13 protein-coding genes are annotated in these 19,400 nt (G+C 48.5%); 9 read left to right on the top strand and 4 right to left on the bottom strand.

The window, feature by feature from the left end; all coding sequences use genetic code 11:
* Positions 1–59 precede the first annotated feature (59 nt).
* From ABH899_RS22675 to ABH899_RS22665, 3 genes are all read left to right on the top strand, one after another.
* Positions 60–1,379, top strand: coding sequence for a glycoside hydrolase family 125 protein (locus ABH899_RS22675; RefSeq protein WP_370000771.1), 1,320 nt, complete (start codon positions 60–62; stop codon positions 1,377–1,379).
* Complete coding sequence (locus ABH899_RS22670) at positions 1,376–4,666, top strand: beta-galactosidase (RefSeq protein WP_370000769.1); 3,291 nt, start codon at positions 1,376–1,378, stop codon at positions 4,664–4,666. The genes ABH899_RS22675 and ABH899_RS22670 overlap by 4 nt, the downstream gene beginning before the upstream one ends.
* A 205-nt stretch (positions 4,667–4,871) precedes the next feature.
* The gene (locus ABH899_RS22665; protein ID WP_370000767.1) at positions 4,872–7,595 is read left to right on the top strand and encodes an alpha-mannosidase; all 2,724 of its coding nucleotides are present in this window, start codon (positions 4,872–4,874) and stop codon (positions 7,593–7,595) included.
* A 133-nt stretch (positions 7,596–7,728) separates the two neighbouring features.
* On the opposite strand, the gene ABH899_RS22660 is transcribed toward ABH899_RS22665, so the two are convergent.
* The 3 genes from ABH899_RS22660 to ABH899_RS22650 form a co-directional block, all read right to left on the bottom strand.
* Positions 7,729–8,289: a cupin domain-containing protein gene (locus ABH899_RS22660; RefSeq protein ID WP_370000765.1), complete on the bottom strand. Its 561-nt coding sequence runs from the start codon at positions 8,287–8,289 to the stop codon at positions 7,729–7,731.
* Positions 8,290–8,828: 539 nt separating this feature from the next.
* Complete coding sequence (locus ABH899_RS22655) at positions 8,829–9,326, bottom strand: DinB family protein (RefSeq protein ID WP_370000763.1); 498 nt, start codon at positions 9,324–9,326, stop codon at positions 8,829–8,831.
* Between the two features lie 315 nt (positions 9,327–9,641).
* Positions 9,642–10,328 (bottom strand): hypothetical protein, encoded by a 687-nt coding sequence (locus ABH899_RS22650; protein ID WP_370000761.1) that lies wholly within the window; start codon positions 10,326–10,328, stop codon positions 9,642–9,644.
* A 298-nt stretch (positions 10,329–10,626) separates the two neighbouring features.
* On the opposite strand from ABH899_RS22650, the gene ABH899_RS22645 reads away from it, so the two are divergent.
* Complete coding sequence (locus ABH899_RS22645; RefSeq protein ID WP_370000759.1) at positions 10,627–14,733, top strand: NACHT domain-containing protein; 4,107 nt, start codon at positions 10,627–10,629, stop codon at positions 14,731–14,733.
* Positions 14,734–14,739: 6 nt separating this feature from the next.
* Here ABH899_RS22645 and ABH899_RS22640 read toward each other — a convergent pair whose 3' ends face one another.
* Positions 14,740–14,913, bottom strand: a complete 174-nt coding sequence (locus tag ABH899_RS22640; RefSeq protein WP_146065507.1) for an Arc family DNA-binding protein — start codon at positions 14,911–14,913, stop codon at positions 14,740–14,742.
* A gap of 141 nt (positions 14,914–15,054) precedes the next feature.
* On the opposite strand from ABH899_RS22640, the gene ABH899_RS22635 reads away from it, so the two are divergent.
* From ABH899_RS22635 to ABH899_RS22615, 5 genes are all read left to right on the top strand, one after another.
* The gene (locus ABH899_RS22635; RefSeq protein ID WP_370000757.1) at positions 15,055–15,336 is read left to right on the top strand and encodes a hypothetical protein; all 282 of its coding nucleotides are present in this window, start codon (positions 15,055–15,057) and stop codon (positions 15,334–15,336) included.
* Between the two features lie 178 nt (positions 15,337–15,514).
* Positions 15,515–16,465 carry an ABC transporter permease gene (locus tag ABH899_RS22630; protein ID WP_009673533.1) on the top strand — a complete coding sequence of 317 codons (951 nt, stop codon included), beginning with the start codon at positions 15,515–15,517 and terminating at the stop codon, positions 16,463–16,465.
* Positions 16,462–17,415 (top strand): iron chelate uptake ABC transporter family permease subunit, encoded by a 954-nt coding sequence (locus tag ABH899_RS22625; RefSeq protein ID WP_370000755.1) that lies wholly within the window; start codon positions 16,462–16,464, stop codon positions 17,413–17,415. The genes ABH899_RS22630 and ABH899_RS22625 overlap by 4 nt, the downstream gene beginning before the upstream one ends.
* Positions 17,409–18,167 carry an iron ABC transporter ATP-binding protein gene (locus ABH899_RS22620; RefSeq protein WP_009673538.1) on the top strand — a complete coding sequence of 253 codons (759 nt, stop codon included), beginning with the start codon at positions 17,409–17,411 and terminating at the stop codon, positions 18,165–18,167. Before ABH899_RS22625 ends, ABH899_RS22620 begins: the two co-directional genes overlap by 7 nt.
* Before the next feature lie 115 nt (positions 18,168–18,282).
* A complete protein-coding gene (locus ABH899_RS22615; protein ID WP_370000753.1) occupies positions 18,283–19,248 on the top strand; it encodes a siderophore ABC transporter substrate-binding protein in 966 nt (321 codons plus the stop codon).
* The last annotated feature ends 152 nt before the right edge of the window (positions 19,249–19,400 follow it).

Below are 19,400 nucleotides of genomic sequence, written 5' to 3'. Positions count from 1 at the left end.
ACGTGATAAATCGAGTAAACTAGCAGACAAACTGGGAAATTATTGGAGGAACCGAAGCCATGGAACAATTCAGACTGCCCAAAATTCCGATGCCTAAGCTGGAGCTCCCGCAGGCCATTCAGGAAGTATTGAAGGAAGCCGAAGTGAAGCTGGCGCACCGCCCGAAGCTTCTTCAGCTGTTCAAAAACTGTTTCCCGAACACGCTGGAAACGACGACGAAACTGCTGGATGACGGCACCACCTTCGTCATTACCGGAGACATCCCGGCCTCCTGGCTGCGAGATTCGGTCGAGCAGGTGATCCAATATGTGCCTTTTGCCAAAGAAGACAAGGATTTGCAGCGTATTATCGGCGGTCTGATCAAGCGCCATATCGCTTACATCCATATCGACCCGTATGCGAACGCGTTCAACGAATCCGCCAACGACTGGCACTGGAACACCACCGACATTACGGACATGTCCCCATGGGTGTGGGAGCGCAAATTCGAGCTCGATTCGCTCTGCTTCTCGATGCGTCTGGCCTACGCGTACTGGAAGGAAACCGAACGGACGGACATTTTCGATGCGGGCTTTAAAGGCGCGATGCGCAAAATCGTCGAGCTGTTCAAAACCGAGCAGCGCCACTTCGAACAATCTCCTTACCGCTTCACGCGCGACAACGGGATTCCGACCGATTCGCTCCGCAACAGCGGCCTGGGGATGCCGGTCAATTATACGGGCATGGTCTGGTCCGGCTTCCGTTCCAGCGACGACGCCTGCGACTTTCATTACAACATTCCGGCCAATATGTTCGCCGTGGTGGCGCTTCGCCATATGCAGGAATTCGCCGAATGGGTTTTCCGCGATATGGAGTTCCTGAAAGAGCTGAAAGACCTTGAAGCCGATATCGACCACGGGATTCAACTGTACGGCATTTACCGCCACCCTGAATTCGGGCCGATCTACGCATACGAGACGGACGGCTTCGGTAACTACTGCCTGATGGACGATGCGGGTACGCCGGGACTCATGTCCATTCCGTACCTCGGGTATGTGAATGCGGACGATCCTATCTACCAGAACACGAGACGCTTCGCCCTCAGCAAAGAAAATCCGTTCTACTACGAAGGGACCGCGGCAAAAGGAATCGGAAGCCCGCACACCCCTCCGGGCTATATCTGGCACATGGCCTTGTCCATGCAGGGACTGACCGCCACAACGGCCGAGGAGAAGCTGGAGATGATCGCGATGCTGGAAGCGACCGACGCGGATACGGGCTTTATGCACGAGGGCTTCCATGCCGATGATCCGAACACGTTCACCAGAACCTGGTTCGCGTGGTCGAACAGCCTGTTCTCCCAGCTCGTTTACCGGGCGATTAAGGACGGACTGCTATGAGCGTGAATCAGCCGGTCGTTCTTTTCTATGATCCGTCGTTTCCGATAAGCACCGCAGAACAAGCAAACGTGAAAACAGGCCGGCAGACCGTGCCGGTCATGAAGGAAGAGGTTCGGCAGCCGGACTCCGCCGCGGGCTTAACGGACGCTGCCGGCGCCGCGCTCCAGACCGATACCCTGGCGGGTATCGGTAACTTCGTCAGCGCAGACGGCTTGGCCGAATCCCTGAACGAAGCGGCCGGCGGCTGCTTCGTGAACCTGCACGCGCCGTATTTCCCGAAGGCGGCGTGGTCGGCCATTCTCGGCTTCCTGTCGAGAGGCGGAAGCCTGATCTCCGTCGGCGGCGCGCCGTTCAAGCATCCGGTGCGCCGCGAGGGCGGCGAATGGCACGTGGAAGCCGAGCAGACGGCTTACCACCAGGAGCTGCACATCCACGAGGCGCTTCGCGTGGACGCTTCTTCCGCGGCGGAACTGTCCGCTTCGGACACGGTACCGCTGCTGGCGGGGCAAGAATCGCTGTTCAGCGTGACGGACACGTGGAATCTCGTGCCGCACGTGACCAAAACAAGCGATCTCCCGCACCAGATGGGCTCCGCCGGACCGATGAGCACGCAGATTTATCCGCTGCTCAAAGGGATTACCGCGGAAGGCCGCGAAGTGTCGGCCCCCGTCGTGCTGTGGGAAAACTCGCGCGGCAAGTTCGAAGGCTCGCGCTGGCTGTTCGTGAACCAGCCGCTCCGCGCGCAGTTCTGGGAGCAGGGCGGCGCCGCGGCGCTCAAGCAGTGGACGGAATTCTGCGCGGCAGGCGTGACCGAGCTGTGGCTGAAGCCGAATTACGCTTCCTACGAAGCAGGCGAGCGTCCGCAGCTTACCCTGCAGACCCAGCGGATGACGCGCGCTTGCGCGGACAGTCGTGCGAAACGGACGGAGGACTGGACGTTCTCCATCACCGTGGAGCACGAGAGCACCTCCGATCGGTGGACGTGTGAGCTGCAGCAGGAGGTAACCGGCGAATTCGGCCTCGTCCGTATCCCGGTCCCGCTCGACATGCGAAGCGGACTGTACCGGGTGGAATGCCGGGCCGAATCGGCGCGCGGCGAGATCCGCATCCTGCGCCAAGGGTTCTGGGGCCTGGACGCCAAGATGCTGGCGGAAGGCCAGCCGATCGGCCGGGACCGCGACTACTTCATCCAAGACGGCAGACCGCTGCCGGTCGTCGGCATGACCTACATGACTTCCGACGTGGCCCGCAAGTTCCTGTTCCTGCCTAACGCGGCGGTATGGGACCGCGATATGGCCCAGATGGCCCGCGCGGGCATCAATTGGATCCGCACAGGCATCTGGACCGCTTACCGCAATATTATGCAGGTGGACGGCCATGTGTCGGAGGATGTGCTTCGGGCGATCGACGCGTTCCTGATGACGGCCAAGAAGCACGGCTTGCAGGTCACGTTTACGTTTTTCTCCTTCACGCCGGAAACGTGGGAAGGGGTCAATCCTTACCTCGATCCGCAGAGCGTGGAAGCGCAGAAGCGGTTTATCCGCTCTATCGTTTCGCGCCACCGGAATACGAAGAACGTGGATTGGGATCTGATCAACGAGCCGTCCATGTTCGAGCCGGAAAAAATCTTCTCCGACGGCCCGCGCTCCTGCCGCGATCCTTTTGAGAAAGCGGCCTTTATCCAGTGGCTCCGCGAGCGGCACGGCTCTATCGAAGCGCTTCAGGAGCGGTGGAACATGTCTCCGGAGCAGCTTCCGGATTTTGCGGCGGCTGCCGTACCGGAAGCCGAGGAAATCAATTTCGATGTGCAGGATATGCACCGCGGCAAGAAAGGGACCCGCTGGCTGGACTACTGCCTGTTCTCCATGGACATGCACAACCGCTGGGCCAATGAGCTCTACGAGACGATCAAAGAGCAGTGCCCGGATCATCTCGTGACGGTCGGGCAGGACGAAGCGCTCGGAGCCCAGAGACCGTCGCCGTTCTTCTACGAAGAAGCCGTCGACTATACGACCGTGCATTCCTGGTGGCTGAACGATCAGCTTCTCTGGGACGGCATTTTCGCCAAAACGGCGCATAAGCCGAATCTCGTCCAGGAAACCGGCATCATGTACGTGGAAACGCCGGACGGCCGGGCGAAACGGACCGAGACGGAGCTGCGGAACCTTCTGGAGCGCAAGTATGCTTACGCGTTCGCGACAGGCGGCGCAGGGGCGGTCCACTGGATCTGGAACACGAACTTTTATATGGATAATGCCAACGAATCGCATATCGGGGCTCTCCGGGCAGACGGCACGGAGAAGCCGGAAGCGGACGTTTCCTATGACTTCGGAACGTTTATGGCCGGTATCCGCGATTTGTTCCGGGAACGGAAACTGGAAGATATCGTCGCCGTTTTCCCGTATTCGAACGATTTTTCGAACCGGAAGCTGGCGTTCGATGCCACTACCCGGCTGACGCGTGTGCTGGCTTACCAGCTTAATCAGCCTTTCCGGGCGGCTTCGGAGTATCACCTGGATGCGCTGGAGCAGGGTCCGGTCAAGCTGATCCTGCTGCCGAGCGCCCATAACGTGGACGATCAAGCGATGGCGGAGCTCGTGGAGTTTGTAAAACGTACGGGAGCCGTTCTGCTTGCGACAGGTCCGCTGGGCATCGACGCGTACTGGAGAGAGACGCCCCGCCTGGACGATGTGCTTGGCGGCGGCAAGCTCGCCAACGTGCGCCGGGAAGAAATGCTGAGCATCGGCGGCTCCATTCAGCCGGTTTCATTCGGGCAGAGACGCATTGCGGAAACCGTCAAGGAAATCCGCCTGAACGACTCCGGACAAGGAGGCGGCATCGGCGCGGGAACCGGAACCGGTGGTGTAACGGGACAAAAAGCTGACAGCCCGCAAGGCGACGCTGTTGTGGATATCCCGCTCGGCAAGGGCCGCCTGATCTGGAGCCCGCTGCCTGTCGAGCTTAACGAGAGAACCGAAGCCGTCGCCGAACTCTACCGGTATGCTCTTGAGGCGGCGGGCTGCGAGAGCGGTCTGGAATGGCGCCGCGGGGGTAATCTGCCGGGCGTGTACGGCCGCAAAATCAGCTTCAAGGAAGGCTCGCTCTTCGTATTCGTTTCCGAATTCGCCTGGGATGCCCCTGTAGAAGTGAAGGACACGGAGACCGGCGCGGTCTACTCCTTCCTGCTGGAGAAAGAGCGGTCCGTCTTGTTCGCCGCCGATTCGGCAGGCAAGCTTCTCGCCGTTTACCGGCCGGATGAGGTTCAAATTCGCGTAGGTAACGAGTAAAACGCGAGGGAGCGTAAGGGTACGTGTTCGGGTACGTCTGCACGTACCTGCGTTATCCTTAACCCGTCAGGCAGACCCTTTTAACTAACGACAATTCATGCTGGAGAACACGCCGCTCGGATGCGGAGCTCTCCGGCCCTTTTTTCAATAGAAGATCTGCAAACAAACGGCACCACGACAAAGAAAGGCCAGGAGGCGAAAGATCATGAGCAAAAAAAGAACGGCGCACATCATTTCCCATACGCATTGGGACCGCGAGTGGTACCTGCCTTACGAAAAGCACCACGTCCGGCTAGTCAAGCTGGTCGATACGCTGCTGGATAAATTGGATGCGGGACCCGAGTACAAAAGCTTTTATCTCGACGGCCAGACCATCATTCTCGAAGACTATTTGCAGGTCCGCCCGGAGCAGAAAGAGCGCCTGGAGAAATACATCCGCGAAGGACGTATTTTTATCGGCCCCTGGTACATTCTGCAGGATGCTTTTCTGACCAGCCCCGAGGCGAACGTGCGGAACATGCAAATCGGGCATCAAGATGCCAAACGGTACGGCCCGGTATCCAAAATCGGCTATTTCCCGGATACGTTCGGCATTTACGGGCAGGCGCCCCAGATTTTGCAGCAGGCGGGCATCCGCAACGCGTTCTTCGGACGCGGCGTGAAGCCGACCGGCTTTAACAACACCGTATCGGATTCCGGATACGAATCGTCGTTCTCGGAGCTGATCTGGGAAGGAACGGACGGCTCCAAGGTGCTTGGCGTCCTGTTCGCGAACTGGTACTCCAACGGCAACGAAGTGCCGGCGGGAGAAGAGGAAGCGAAGGCGTACTGGGCCCGCAAGCTTGCGGACGCCGAGAAGTACGCGTCCACGGGCGAGCTGTTGTTCATGAACGGCTGCGACCATCAGCCGATCCAGCTCGACCTGCCCGAAGCGATCGAAACGGCGCGGAAGCTGTACCCGGACACGGAGTTCGTCCATTCGAACTTCGCGGCTTATCTGGAGGCGCTGGGCGACAGCGTGGAGCGCGAGCTGTCCTCCGTCAAGGGCGAGCTGCGCAGCCAGCGTACGGACGGCTGGTCTACGCTCGTCAACACGGCGTCGGCCCGCGTCTATTTGAAGCAGATGAACCAGGAAGGCCAGGCGCTGCTTGAAAAAGTAGCCGAGCCGCTCGCTTCCTTCGCGCATCTGCTCGGAGAGCAGTACCCGCATCATCTGTTTACGTATGCCTGGAAAACGCTGATGCAGAACCACCCGCATGACAGCATCTGCGGCTGCAGCGTGGACGAAGTGCACCGCGAAATGGTGACGCGGTTCGAGAAGAGCCGCCACGTGGCGGAATCCATCGTGGACGACAGCAAGCGTGCCATCGCCGAAGCGGTCGACACGAGCGTGTTCGCGGGATTCGGCGAGGATGCGCTTCCGGTCGTCGTGTTCAACACGACAGGCTGGGAACGCACCGGCACCGTCTCCATCGAGCTTGATGCGGCGCGTCTGTACTTCCGGGAAGGCTATTCCCTGGAAGAAACGGCAAGCCGCATGAAGAACGTGGACCTGTCGGGCCGCGTGCTCGTCGACGCGGAAGGCAAGGTCATCCCGTGCACGGTGGAGGACCTTGGACTCCTGTTCGGCTACGACCTGCCGGACGACCAGTTCCGCCAGCCGTATTCGTGCCGCAAGGTGAAACTGACGTTCGAAGCGCGCAACGTTCCGGCGCTCGGACTCCAGACCTACGCGTGGGTGCGCAGCGATAAGGCGCCGTCCGCGCCTGCTTCCTTGTTCGCAGGCGAACGCGTGCTGGAGAACGAGAGCCTCAAAGTCGAGATCGCGCAGGACGGATCGTTTGCGCTGACCGACAAAGCAAACGGACGGACGTACCGCGACCTCGGCGTGTACGAGAACACCGGAGACATCGGCAACGAGTACATGTACAAGCAGCCGGAAGGCGAAACCGCGTTGACCACGAAAGGTCTTCCGGCACAGGTCCGCGTGCTGGAAGACACGGCTTTCCGCGCTTCCGTGGAAATCGTCCACGAGTGGGAGATTCCCGTGTCCGCCGACGAGACGCTGGACCGGGAGCAGCGGGAAATCGTCTATTTCCCGCACCGCAAAGCCCAGCGTTCCGCCGAAACCGTGCCGATGGTCATCCGCACCGTCGTCAGCTTGGACCGCGGAGGCAAGGGCGTGGAGCTGTCCGTCTCCTTCAACAATCAGGCGAAGGATCACCGTATCCGCGCGCTGTTCCCGACGGACCTTCAGGCAAGCTCTCATGCGGCCGACTCCGTCTTCGAAATCGCCCGCCGGGACAACGAGCCTGCGGCTGAGTGGGAAAACCCGAGCAACACGCAGCATCAGCAGGCGTTTGTCGATGTGAGCGAGGCTCAGGCCGGGCTGACGGTCGCCAACCTCGGCCTGAGCGAGTACGAAGTGCTGCGCGACGGGCGCAACACCATCGCCGTGACGCTGCTCCGTGCGGTCGGAGAGCTCGGCGACTGGGGACTGTTCCCGACACCGGAGGCACAGTGCCTGGGCGAACACATAGTCCGCCTGATGCTGATCCCGCACAGCGGAGACGGCATCGCCTCCGGCGCTTATGCGCAGGCGTACCAGTTCCAGATCCCATGGACTCTCAGCCAGACCGGCGTGCATACAGGCGCCGTTAAGCCTGTCTACGCGCCTGTCCAATGGGAGAGCCGGGAGCTGGCCTTCTCCTCGCTTAAAATGAACGAGGAGTCGGGAGACATCCTGCTCCGCTGGTTCAACATGAGCCCGCAGCAGGCGGAGCTGCCTGTGCGGACCTCGCTTCCTCACAGCGGCTTCTACAAGAGCAGCATCATGGAGGAAGCAGGGGAGGAGATCTCTGCGGAGAACGGCGCTATCCGCGTGTCTGTCGCGCCTCATGAGATCGTGACAATCGGGCTTCGCCGTTAGAAGATCAATCAAACAAATCGGGCAGACTGCGGCTGTTAAGGCCGGAGTCTGCCCGATTTTATTTTTGTCCTCAAAGAAGGGTCTGTTACGGAGCCTGTTACCTTAATGGAGGATGTCTGCGGGTATATGGTTTTTATTCGGCAGCTATTGCGTCCGCTTTCGTTCTATGAATCGTACCGAACGGATGCTCGGGCGGCGCATAAATAGAATAAAGCTTAAGCGGTGTATGGCCCGTATTGGTTACATTGTGCCATTTACCGGCGGGTACCATGATCGCGTATTCATCATAAACTCTTTTTTGGAAATTTAAATGATCTTTGGTATCACCCATTTGAACGAGACCTTGACCCTGTTCAATACGCAAGAATTGGTCCGTTGTGGGATGAACTTCTAAACCGATGTCTTCTCCGGGGTTGATACTCATTACCGTGACTTGTAAATGATCTCCTGTCCATATGGCAGTGCGATAAGTATTGTTTTGCTTTGCAGCCTCGCTAATATTCACGACAAACGGTGTTCTTCCATAATCTTTCAACTCGGTTTTGCCGTTCATGTTCGAAGGTTGCCGATGACCCAATCGGTCTGCATTCTCTAATTCATGTGGAATAGCCCGGTACACAGGCTGTCTGGCATAGTTATACACGGGTGCGTTAACGTAGTATGGATATGGAAACCTATTTCCGGCGTAATACATGGAGTTTCCTCATTCCCTTCACAGAAGTATAGAATAGGGTATTCATGTGGCTTGGGCATGGGTACACTTAAAAATATCCTCGATCGGTTGACAGAACAGGTGCGCCTCATGAGATCGTGACCATCATCGGGCTTCGCCGATAGAATAATAAAATGATTAAAGCCGGAGCGCTCTGCTCCGGCTTGTACTTTTTGCAACGAATAGTTAAGCAAGCGAAATTTTCCTGAAAGTGTACAGGTGGTACAAATTACATCGGTTGTTCATTATCTTGCTTACTGGCTCGGAGGTGCACCTACCAGGCGATTCGTCATGTTTATAAATGGCTTGAATCATTCTACCTTAGTTCAACTGCTCGTACATGGTTATTTGTTTTGTTAATCGTGAGGATTATTCGATGTGCAAATCGTGAAAAATAAGCTAAAGTCTCGGAAGTGAGAAGCTCGTCGCTAAAAAGCCAGTTTTGAGGAACTAGAATAATGTTACCATCGAAATCGAGATGCGTCTCTTTGAAGAACTTCCATAAGGAATCATTCATCTCGTCAAATGATTTCTTGTTTTTCATCTACATTCCAGCTCTTTTGTAGCTTCCGAATATAACAGATTTGACCAATGTGATATGCATTATGAGTTGATAAATTTCCAAGTAACTCCCACCACTTGGCACACACTGGAAACCCGATTACATCACTTTCGACTTTTTCTTCAGTAAGTAGATCTTGCCATTTTAAAAGCACATCTAATAATTGATCTTTTAAATCAGTGAATTTTTTGTCCTTAGGAATTATAAAACTTTTATTATTATTTCCTATGGAAGGCACGGTATTGACATCAGATTTTTGGTACCTGGTTTGCCAGGTTTCATTCCAATAAAGTAAATGCTGCACAATTTCAGCGATACTATTACTATCTTCACTAGGTTTCCAAAAAGCTACTTCCTCTGACAAATTTTCGACTGCAGCTGAAAATGGTAGGTACCAACTAGGGTCATTAGCATTTGCTAATAACTGATCGGATAAAATATCTTTTACATGAAACATACTTTCCACACTCCTCCTTACTAATATGCGGCGACCTGCTAGTATTCATGTTGAACCAACTTTCGCCGTTAGTTCAATGGCAAAATTCTATTCTAGTATTATTTTCCCATCGAACCTGTCGCGCCTCATGAGATCGTGACGGTTGGGCTTCGCCGATAGAATACTAGAAATAAACAAAGCGGGAGCAGAGCGCTCCGGCTTTTCTTTTTGCCATGAATATTAAGCAAGCAAATTGTGCCTGACTTAAAAATAGTGGGCATTATTGTGGAAGGGGTCAGGGAACAACTCTTACCTTCATACGTTAAAGAGAGTGTTTTACCTTAGTTCAACTGCTCGTACATGGTTACTTGTTTTGTTAATTGTGAGAATCATTCGGTGTGCAAATCGTGAAAAATAAGCTAAAGTCTCGGAAGTGAGAAGCTCGTCGCTGAAAAGCCAGTTTTGAGGAACTAGAATTATGTTTCCCTCATAATCGAGATGCGTCTCTTTGAAGAACTTCCATAAGGAATCATCCATCTCGTTAAATTCCAATCTGCAAAGGTTGCGAAATTCCCGAATCATTATTTCAACATTCTCACAGTCGATTGCTCCCTTTGTTTCCGAACCGAGATCTTTCCTCATATAAAAGTCATTAACAATCGGGCTTAGCTGCATATTCTCTTTCTTGTCTTGAAAATAATTTTGAGTCGCCAATTTAAGTTCGCTGAGTCTGATCATCGTAAGTTTTTGATTTTCATAGATACCTTGAACGGTATTAAAGTGGCCTGCCACATGATTTAAAATGTAAGTTTGTATTTCCGGTGTATGAATCGGAACCTGGTAGCACAACCCTTCCTTCTTCTTAAGAAATGGGCAGATGATCCACTGTAGAATTAAATCATCTTTAATTCTATTCAATGCAGGTGAATTAGTAGATGGTATGGTTGAGATAGAAAAATCAGGTTCATCAATTTCTTGGTAATTATCATTTTCGGGTTCCTGAAATATACGGTACCAAGTCATATGGTTCTCCTTTACGAGCAAAAGGGCTGCCCTGATTAGGACAGTCCTTTCTTTATTAATATACTGTTACGCCCGCGGCTTTATGGGGCCCTTATAAAGAGGTTGCTTATAACTTCGTTTGTTCCTACAGTATCACGAATTTAGTTTTTACTTCAAAAAAACCCAGCTTTTATTTTTTACGTTGGGAGTCTGATTACAAATAAAAGGAAAATTTAATTAGTCCTAGAATGTTAAATGAAATAAAGTACGAAGTCTATGATTTTCCGTTTTTTAGACACGGATCAGGCGAGGTGTATTTGTGAAAACACAATATGAATGGAAACGTTATTGGTGCTCAAGAGAAGGTACTATAAGACTTACTTCCGAAGGTTTCTTGGAAGATCCGCATGCATATATGAAATTAGGTCATGTCGTATCCTCTGAAGAAATATCGCAAAAAGAATGCTTGGCATTATTGGGTGAACCTGGAATTGGTAAAACAAATTCATTAAAACTGTTTGTTGAATCTATGAAGGACGTAAATAAGCCAATTTATTTAGATCTAAGATCATATAGTTCAGATGAAAGGTTGATTAAAGATTTATTTGAAAGTCCGTTATTTCTTGATTGGAAGAGATCCAACAGCGGTGACATATATATTTTTTTGGATAGCTTGGATGAATGTTTGCTTAGAATGGATCATATTAGTTTTCTTTTGTCGCAAGAATTTGAAAAATACGATGTAGAACGTATTAAATTACGTATTGCGTGTCGAACTGCTAATTGGCCTAGAGAATTAGAAGAGGAATTGATAAAGCTATGGGGTAAGGATTCATATGAAGCCTTTGAACTTGCGCCTCTCCAGAAAAAAGACGTTTATGAGGCTGCTTTAACTAATGGGATCAATGCCAGTCAGTTTATTGAAGATATTATTAAAAAAGGTGTTGTATCTTTTGCTATAAAGCCAGTTACCCTTCAATTTTTGATAAATACGTATACTAGATACAGAGGTTCATTGCCATTAACTCAGAAAGATATATATCTAGACGGTTGCGCTATACTTTGTGAGGAACTAAATAGTAAACATAAAAAACACACTAACTTATCAGTTAGAGAAAGACTAAATATTTCAACTAGAATTGCTGCCCTTACTGTATTTACTAATAAATTTGCTGTTTGGACTGATGTTGATTTAGGAAATGTTCCCGATGAAGATATTACTCTTGGCGAAATAGCTCACGGTTTAAATAGAGGGATCGACTCGACGCTAGTATTAAAGGAAGAAGACATATTAGAAGTTTTAGCTACGGGGTTATTCACTTCTCGTGGATTAAATCGCTTTGGTTGGGCTCATCAAACATATGCAGAATTTCTAGCAGCCTTATTTGTAATAGAAAACAATTTTTCTTTTGAGCAAATAATTTGTTTAATCGAGCATTCTAATGATCCCCAATTAAAAATAGTTCCACAGTTACATGAAGTTACAGGATGGCTTGCCTCGTACAACTCTGAAATTTTTAATTATGTATTAGGAAGAGACCCAGAGGTTCTGTTAAAAAGTGATGTTATTAGCATGAACGATGAAGATAAAGAACTTATAGTTAATAGTCTCCTAGAAAGCTATAACGACGAACTGATTATTGACTTTGATACAGATTTTACGAACTACTATTATAAATTAAAGCATAAAGATCTTAAAAGTCAGTTAGAACCATATATTTGTAATAAAAATAAGGGGTTTTTAGCTAGAAGAGTTTCCATAAGAATGGCAAGAGCATGTGAACAAACTGATTTACTTGAGGATTTATTGAAAGTTGTATTAGATAAAGAAGATGACTATAACATTAGAGTTAAAGCCATACATGCGTATTACCATTTGAGTAATGCTGAACAGAAATTAATGCTTATTCCCTTAACACAGATTGATGTATGTGAGGATCCTGATGAGGAATTAAAAGGAATTGCTTTGTCGTCTTTATGGCCCGATATGATGTCCGCCAAGGAACTTTTCACCTTATTAACATTACCAAAAAGAAGAAATTACGTCGGGAATTATCGCATGTTTTTACGTCATGTGATTATTGATAGCCTGAATGATACCGATCTTGTTTATGCGCTTGAGTGGATTGTTCCTTATCTTAGAAATAATATGATAAAGAGCGATGTAGAGCCTTTATTTCATCATGTAATGAACAAATCATTGGATTATCTTAACGACATTAATATTTTAAAAATCTACATTAGAATATTACAGATTAGAATAAGACGTTTTGATCATTTTCACTATTTGGAGCGAATTAAATACTACAAAGAAATAAGAAGATATTTAATAAAAGAATTAGTTGGGTCTCTAGATCTTAATAATGAACGAATAGGAATGCTTGCTTTCTCTCGTTTTGTTGCGGATGAGGACTTCCCATGGTTAGTAGACCAGATTACCAATGAAACAGATGTGTTGCTACAAAACAAGTGGGTTGAAATTATAATTAGACATTTTAGAATAAATGACCTCAGCCATGTACAATTAATACATAATGCAATGCAAGAAAGTAACATTTTGAATGAAAATTTTTCCCGATTATTTAATAGTATTTCCTTAGATTCTAATGAGGCAAGAGCAGCCAAGAAGGAATACTATAGAAATCTTAAAATTAAGAAAAAATTAGAGGAACGAGAGCGTAAAGTTTCAGCAGCCTCTTTACATGAAAAAATAAAAAATAGAGTAAAAGAAATTTATTCGGGAAACGTAGATGCATGGAGGTTGCTCTGTATAGAGGCAGGGTTTGATACCGGAAAAGATACATTAAAGGAATTAATAAATGATGAAATCAGGGATAGTATAGTTCAATGTTCTAAAATTTATCTTTTAGATGAGGAATCAAATCCCGAAGAAGGACTTATTAAAAATTCCCCGTTTGCAACTTATATAGCATTGAGACTGTTGTATGAGTATGATTATCAGTTTTTAATTCAGATACCCTTTGAACGATGGCACAACTGGTCTCCAGTTGTTCTGTTAAAGTGGACGGATGAAGACGATACCATACGAACTGAACTATTGAGTATGGCATATGAACGTGTACCCGATTCAATAATCAGTGATTTACTAGTTATACTATCTAAAGAAAATGCTCAAAACTCAGATCTCTATATATTAAGGAATTTAGAGAAGTGCTGGGATGAACGTTTAGGTCAAGCTTTATTTGATTGGCTTGAGTCAAATGACCTGCAATTAAGGACTAAGCAAAGCTTAACCGAATATTTGTTGCACCACTCAGTAACAGGTGTCGAAGAACATGTAATTAGTGTAATAGATAAAGATATCTGCTCTTCAGATGATATAGAAAAGAAGAATGCATTAATATCTTTAGCTGCGCTTTGTAGTCACTTTGAAGGTGGATTAAAAATAGCTTGGAGTTTTATTGAGGACAACGATAACTTGTTTAAAAAATTGATGTTAATGATTTCAGGTAATGGTAGTTTTAAAATTAAAATTAATAAGCTAGATGAGAAAATTCTAGCCGACCTCTATATCAAATTAGTTTTGCAGTTTCCCTACGAAGAAGATCCTAAATTTGATGATGAAGAAATGGCTCATTTTGTTGGACCTAGGGAACATGTGGCTGATTTTAGAAATGATATCTTAAGTATATTAATTAACCGAGGTAACGATCATTCGCGGGATGAAATGTTACGAATATTTGACGAGTTACCTAAAGAAAAGTGGTTGAAACTACGGTTGATACAGGCACAAAAAGTAGCACGGCAAAAGTTATGGGTTCCACCTAGTGCATTAGATATTATACTGTTAACCGGCAATGATGAAGGAAGACTTATCTATAATGGTGAACAGCTTTTAGAAGTTATTCGTACATCGCTTGAAAAAATTGAAAGAAAGCTTCATGGAAACACACCAGAAGTATTTTTACTATGGAATGACCTGGGGGATAAGAAATTTAAGCCACGGACAGAAAATGAATTTTCTGACTATGTTAAGCAACGATTAGAAGATGATCTCACAGGAAGAGGGATAATTTTAAATAGAGAAGTTGAAATTCGTAGAAGTTTTGGCTCTTATCCCGGAGAAAGAACAGATATTCAAGTTGATGCTGTATTAAAGAATGAAAGAGGCAATTACGACAACATAACAGTTGTTATAGAGGTTAAAGGAAATTGGAACAACAATGTTTCTCAGGCGCTTGAAACTCAATTAGTAAATCGATATTTGAAAGAAGAAAAAAATAAATATGGAATATACCTAGTAGGGTGGTTTGAAAGTGGGCTATGGGATAAAGAGGACCCACGTTATAAGAAAGCAAATACTATTAAAAAACATGAGCTTGAAGTGATACTTTCCGAGCAGGCCCGAAAATGCTCAACCCATTCTTTAAAAGTGATGCACTATATCATGAATTTAGAATATTAAGTTGAGTTAATCCTCAACCCGTATCTCGCCGTTCTTCTTCTCAAATTCTTCAACGTATTGTTCAATTAAATACTCTATTTGCATCGCGATAGAACGTTTGTTTCTTTCAGCGATGTATTTTATTTTCTCGAAGTTTTCTTCCTCTAGACGCAGAGTGAAGACTCTTTTATTGGTAGCCATAAAACGGGCCTCCTTCAAGGTGATGTCATTATTATAGCAATGTGAAATAAAACGATATACGATCACCTTGACATCGTTATGATGTCACTATAAAATTGGGATTAAGTGACATCACTTTGATTTCTAAAAGGAGTGGGAGCTATGCTCGAAAACTTAAACGGCTATTTGAAATCATTTATTGAGAAAAGAACGGATGAATTAGGACAAAATGTTCTTATGGGACATAAGGATTATCAACTTTTATCTGAGCTACTTAAGACAAAATTTAATGAAGTTCTTGAGCAAGCCTCGGATGAACAAAGAGAGTTGCTGTTGAAATACGAAGAAGAGGGACAAATTCAAACCGCGTTGGCAATTGAGCTTATGTACAAGCAAGGGTTAATGGACGGCATCTACATTTATCAGCGCGTATTTGGGAATTAATTGCTGAATATTTTCTTTTTATTGTCCTACTACTAGAAATATCATCCCATCCGGTTGACACAACTGGGGGAGATGTTATAATACTCTACGAACCCAAATGATAATGAATCTCATTATTAATGAGAAACATTCTTACTACAAAGCTACATAACCAAATTACCCGCCCAAAGGACAGCTTATGAAAAAGAGATATCTGGTGATCGCGCTTATCGTTTTATCCGTCGCATCGATCTTTATCGGGGTGAAAGATATCAGCCCGTTGGATCTGTTCAACCTGAGCGACGATAAAGTCCATATCCTGCTAGTCAGCAGACTCCCCCGGTTAATCAGCATCCTGATCGCAGGCATGAGCATGAGTGTCATCGGCCTGATCATGCAGCAGCTGAGCCGCAATAAGTTCGTGTCGCCGACTACGGCCGGTACGATGGATTCCGCAAGGTTCGGCATACTGGTCTCGATGATGCTGTTCACTTCGGCCGGTCCGCTGGAGAAGATGTTGATCGCCTTCGTTTTCGCTCTGCTGGGAACTTTCATCTTTATGAAGATTCTCGACCGCGTCAAGTACAAGGATACGATTTTCATCCCGCTGGTGGGTCTGATGTTCGGAAATATCGTAAGCTCTATCACTACCTTTTTCGCTTACAAAAACAATCTCATTCAGAACATGTCCTCGTGGCTGCAAGGAGATTTCTCGATGGTGATGAAGGGCCGGTACGAAATCATGTACATTTCGATCCCGGTGCTTGTTATCGCGTATCTGTACGCCAACCGGTTTACCATTGCCGGCATGGGGGAGGAGTTCTCCACCAACCTGGGGCTGAAATACAAACAGGTGGTCAACATCGGGCTCGTCATCGTGGCCCTGGTATCCTCCGTGGTCATTCTGACGGTCGGTACGCTGCCGTTCCTGGGGCTGATCATCCCGAACATCGTCACGCTCTATATGGGAGACAATCTGAAAAGGGCGCTGCCCCACACCGCCCTGCTCGGAGCCGTGTTCGTCCTTTTCTGCGACATTCTGGGACGGATTATCATTTTCCCGTATGAGATTTCGATCGGGCTTACGGTCGGGGTAATCGGAAGCGGCATCTTCCTTTACATGCTGCTGGCAAGGAGAAAGGCCTTATGAATTCACAAGCAAAAGTTAAAATCAGCATCCTTGCCGTACTCGCTCTTGTGCTTATCGCGGTCTTTCTCCTGATTGACGCCTCCGGCAACTGGGATTACGTGCTTCCCCGCAGGGGCAGGAAGATCCTGGCGATTGTCATAACGGGCGGCGCGATTGCCTTCTCGACGATGGTGTTCCAGACCATCACGAACAACCGGATTCTGACGCCGAGCATTATCGGTCTCGATTCGCTCTACATGCTGTTTCAGACCGCGATTGTGTTCCTGGTCGGCTCCGCCAGCTTCCTGATGAATAAGAATGTGAATTTTCTTATCTCCGTCGGCTTGATGGTAGCCTTCACCGGCGTGTTATATAAGCTGCTTTTCAAGAAGCAGGGGCAGAACTTGTACTTCCTCCTGCTGGTAGGACTGATCTTCGGGACGTTTTTCCAGAGTATCTCTTCCTTTATGGAAGTGCTGATCGATCCCAACGAATTTCTGATCGTGCAGGACAAAATGTTCGCCAGTTTCAACAACGTCAATACGGACCTGATTATTATTTCGGTCGTGCTGCTTGCTCTGGTGGGTGTTTATTTTGCAAGATTCACGAAATACCTGGACGTCCTGGCGCTGGGCAGAGAGCACGCCGTTAACCTCGGCATCGATTACGATTATGTGGTCAAAAGGCTGCTCGTCGTCGTCGCCATCCTGATCTCGATCGCTACCGCTCTGGTAGGTCCGATTACGTTCCTGGGCCTGCTTGTCGCGAACGTGTCGCACGAATTTCTCAAGACGTTCCGGCACAAGGTGCTGATCACCGGCTCCATTCTTATCTCCATTATCGCTTTAGTAGGAGGCCAGCTGATTGTAGAGCGGGTATTCACCTTCTCGACAACTTTGAGCGTGATCATTAACTTCATCGGTGGTGTCTACTTTATCTATCTTCTATTAAAGGAGAAAAAATCGTGGTAGAAGTCAAGGGCGTATCCAAACTATACGGCAGCAAACATGTGGTCGAGAACGTGTCGGTCCAGATCGCCAAAGGCAAAATCACTTCCTTCATCGGTCCCAACGGCGCCGGCAAAAGTACGCTGCTGTCCATGGTGAGCCGCTTGATCGACAAAGATCAAGGGGAAGTGTTCATTGAGGGCAAGGAGATCGGCCAGTGGAAGAGCAACGATCTTGCCAAAAAAATCTCCATTCTCAAGCAGTCCAATCACATCAACATTCGTCTGACGATCCGTGATCTGGTCGGCTTCGGACGGTTTCCATACTCGCAGGGCCGGCTGACCGCAGAGGACAAGAAGTATATCGACGAGGCCATTCAATACATGGATCTGGGAGATATCCAGGACAAATATTTGGATGAGCTGAGCGGCGGCCAGCGGCAGAGAGCCTATCTCGCCATGGTGCTTGCCCAGGATACCGAATACATCCTGCTTGATGAGCCGCTGAACAATCTCGATATGAAGCACTCGGTCCAGATCATGAAGGTGCTGCGCAGGCTGGTCAGCGAGCTGGGCAAGACGATCGTTATCGTCATTCACGATATCAATTTCGCTTCGTGCCATTCGGATTATATCGTCGCTCTGAAGAACGGCCGTGTCGTGAAAGAGGGCACAACGGACGAGATTATCGACTCCGCCGTTTTGAAAGAGATTTACGACATGGACATCGAGATTCATAACCTTAACGGCAACAGAATCTGCACCTACTTCGCTTAGGAAGCAGATTCCCGCAGACAGCCGTTTTACAGATGGTAACCAATTAGACGGATGATGCCGGACGGTATCATGCCGCTAACTAAAAAAACCAATTAAACCCATAGGAGTGATTAGAATGAGTAAGAAATTATCCTTGCTTCTCATGACCCTCGTACTAGCCGTTATGGCTGCCGCGTGTGGTAATAAAGAGGTGGCTACAACGTCTTCCAAAGAAGGAACGGCTCCAACGGCTGCCGCTTCCAAAGAACTGACCATCAAGCATCAACTGGGCGAAACGAAAGTGAAGACGAACCCTGCGAAAGTTGTCGTATTCGATATGGGCGTGCTGGATTCCCTGGATAAACTGGGCGTAGAAGTAGCCGGCGTACCGCAGGACGGACTGCCGACTTACCTCAAAAAATACAAAGACGCTAAATACACGAACGTCGGCAGCCTCAAAGAACCGGCTTTTGAAGTGATCAGCAAGCTGAAACCGGATCTGATTATTATTTCCGGCAGACAGCAGGATGCTTACAAAGAATTGAGCAGCATTGCCCCGACTATTTTCATGGGCGTAGACGCGAAGAAATACATGGAATCTTTTAAAGAAAACGCGAAACAGCTCGGCCAAATTTTCGGCAAAGAAGCTCAAGTGGATCAAGAGCTTGCCAAAGTAGACGAAGCGATCAAAGGTATCAAAGATAAAGTGGGCGCCGGCAGCAAAAACGGTCTGATCACTCTCGTGAACGGCGGTAAAATCAGCGCTTACGGTCCCGGCTCCCGTTTCGGCATCATTCACGACGTATTCGGCGTTCCGGCCGTAGACAAAACGATTGAAGTGTCCACGCACGGTCAAAGCATTTCCAACGAATTTATCGTAGAGAAAAACCCGGATTATCTGTTCGTTATCGACCGTGACTCCGCGGTCGGTACGGAAAGCGCGGGAGCCAAGAAAGTCATCGAGAACGAACTGGTGAAAACGACTAAAGCGTTCAAAGAAGGCAACATCGTTTACCTGAACCCGGACTACTGGTACCTGTCCGGCGGCGGACTTGTATCCGTAGCCGAGATGGTTAAAGAAGTCAGCGCAGGCATTAAGTAAGTTTGCAGCGGTTAACGGCCCTTACGGGGCCGCCCGGCACTTCCTCCCGAGTCTCGGGAGGAAAGATGCCAAAAGGCCTCCAGTCACACCCGAAGGGGTGGAACTGGAGGCCTTTTGGCGTGGTGCGGCAGTTGTCTTCTTCAGCGCAGTAT

Origin of the sequence: Paenibacillus sp. RC84, assembly GCF_041260495.1 — a bacterium.
Classification (GTDB): domain Bacteria; phylum Bacillota; class Bacilli; order Paenibacillales; family NBRC-103111; genus Paenibacillus_F.
The sequence above is the reverse complement of the archived record's forward strand: the minus strand, read 5'-3'. Positions and strand labels throughout refer to the sequence as shown.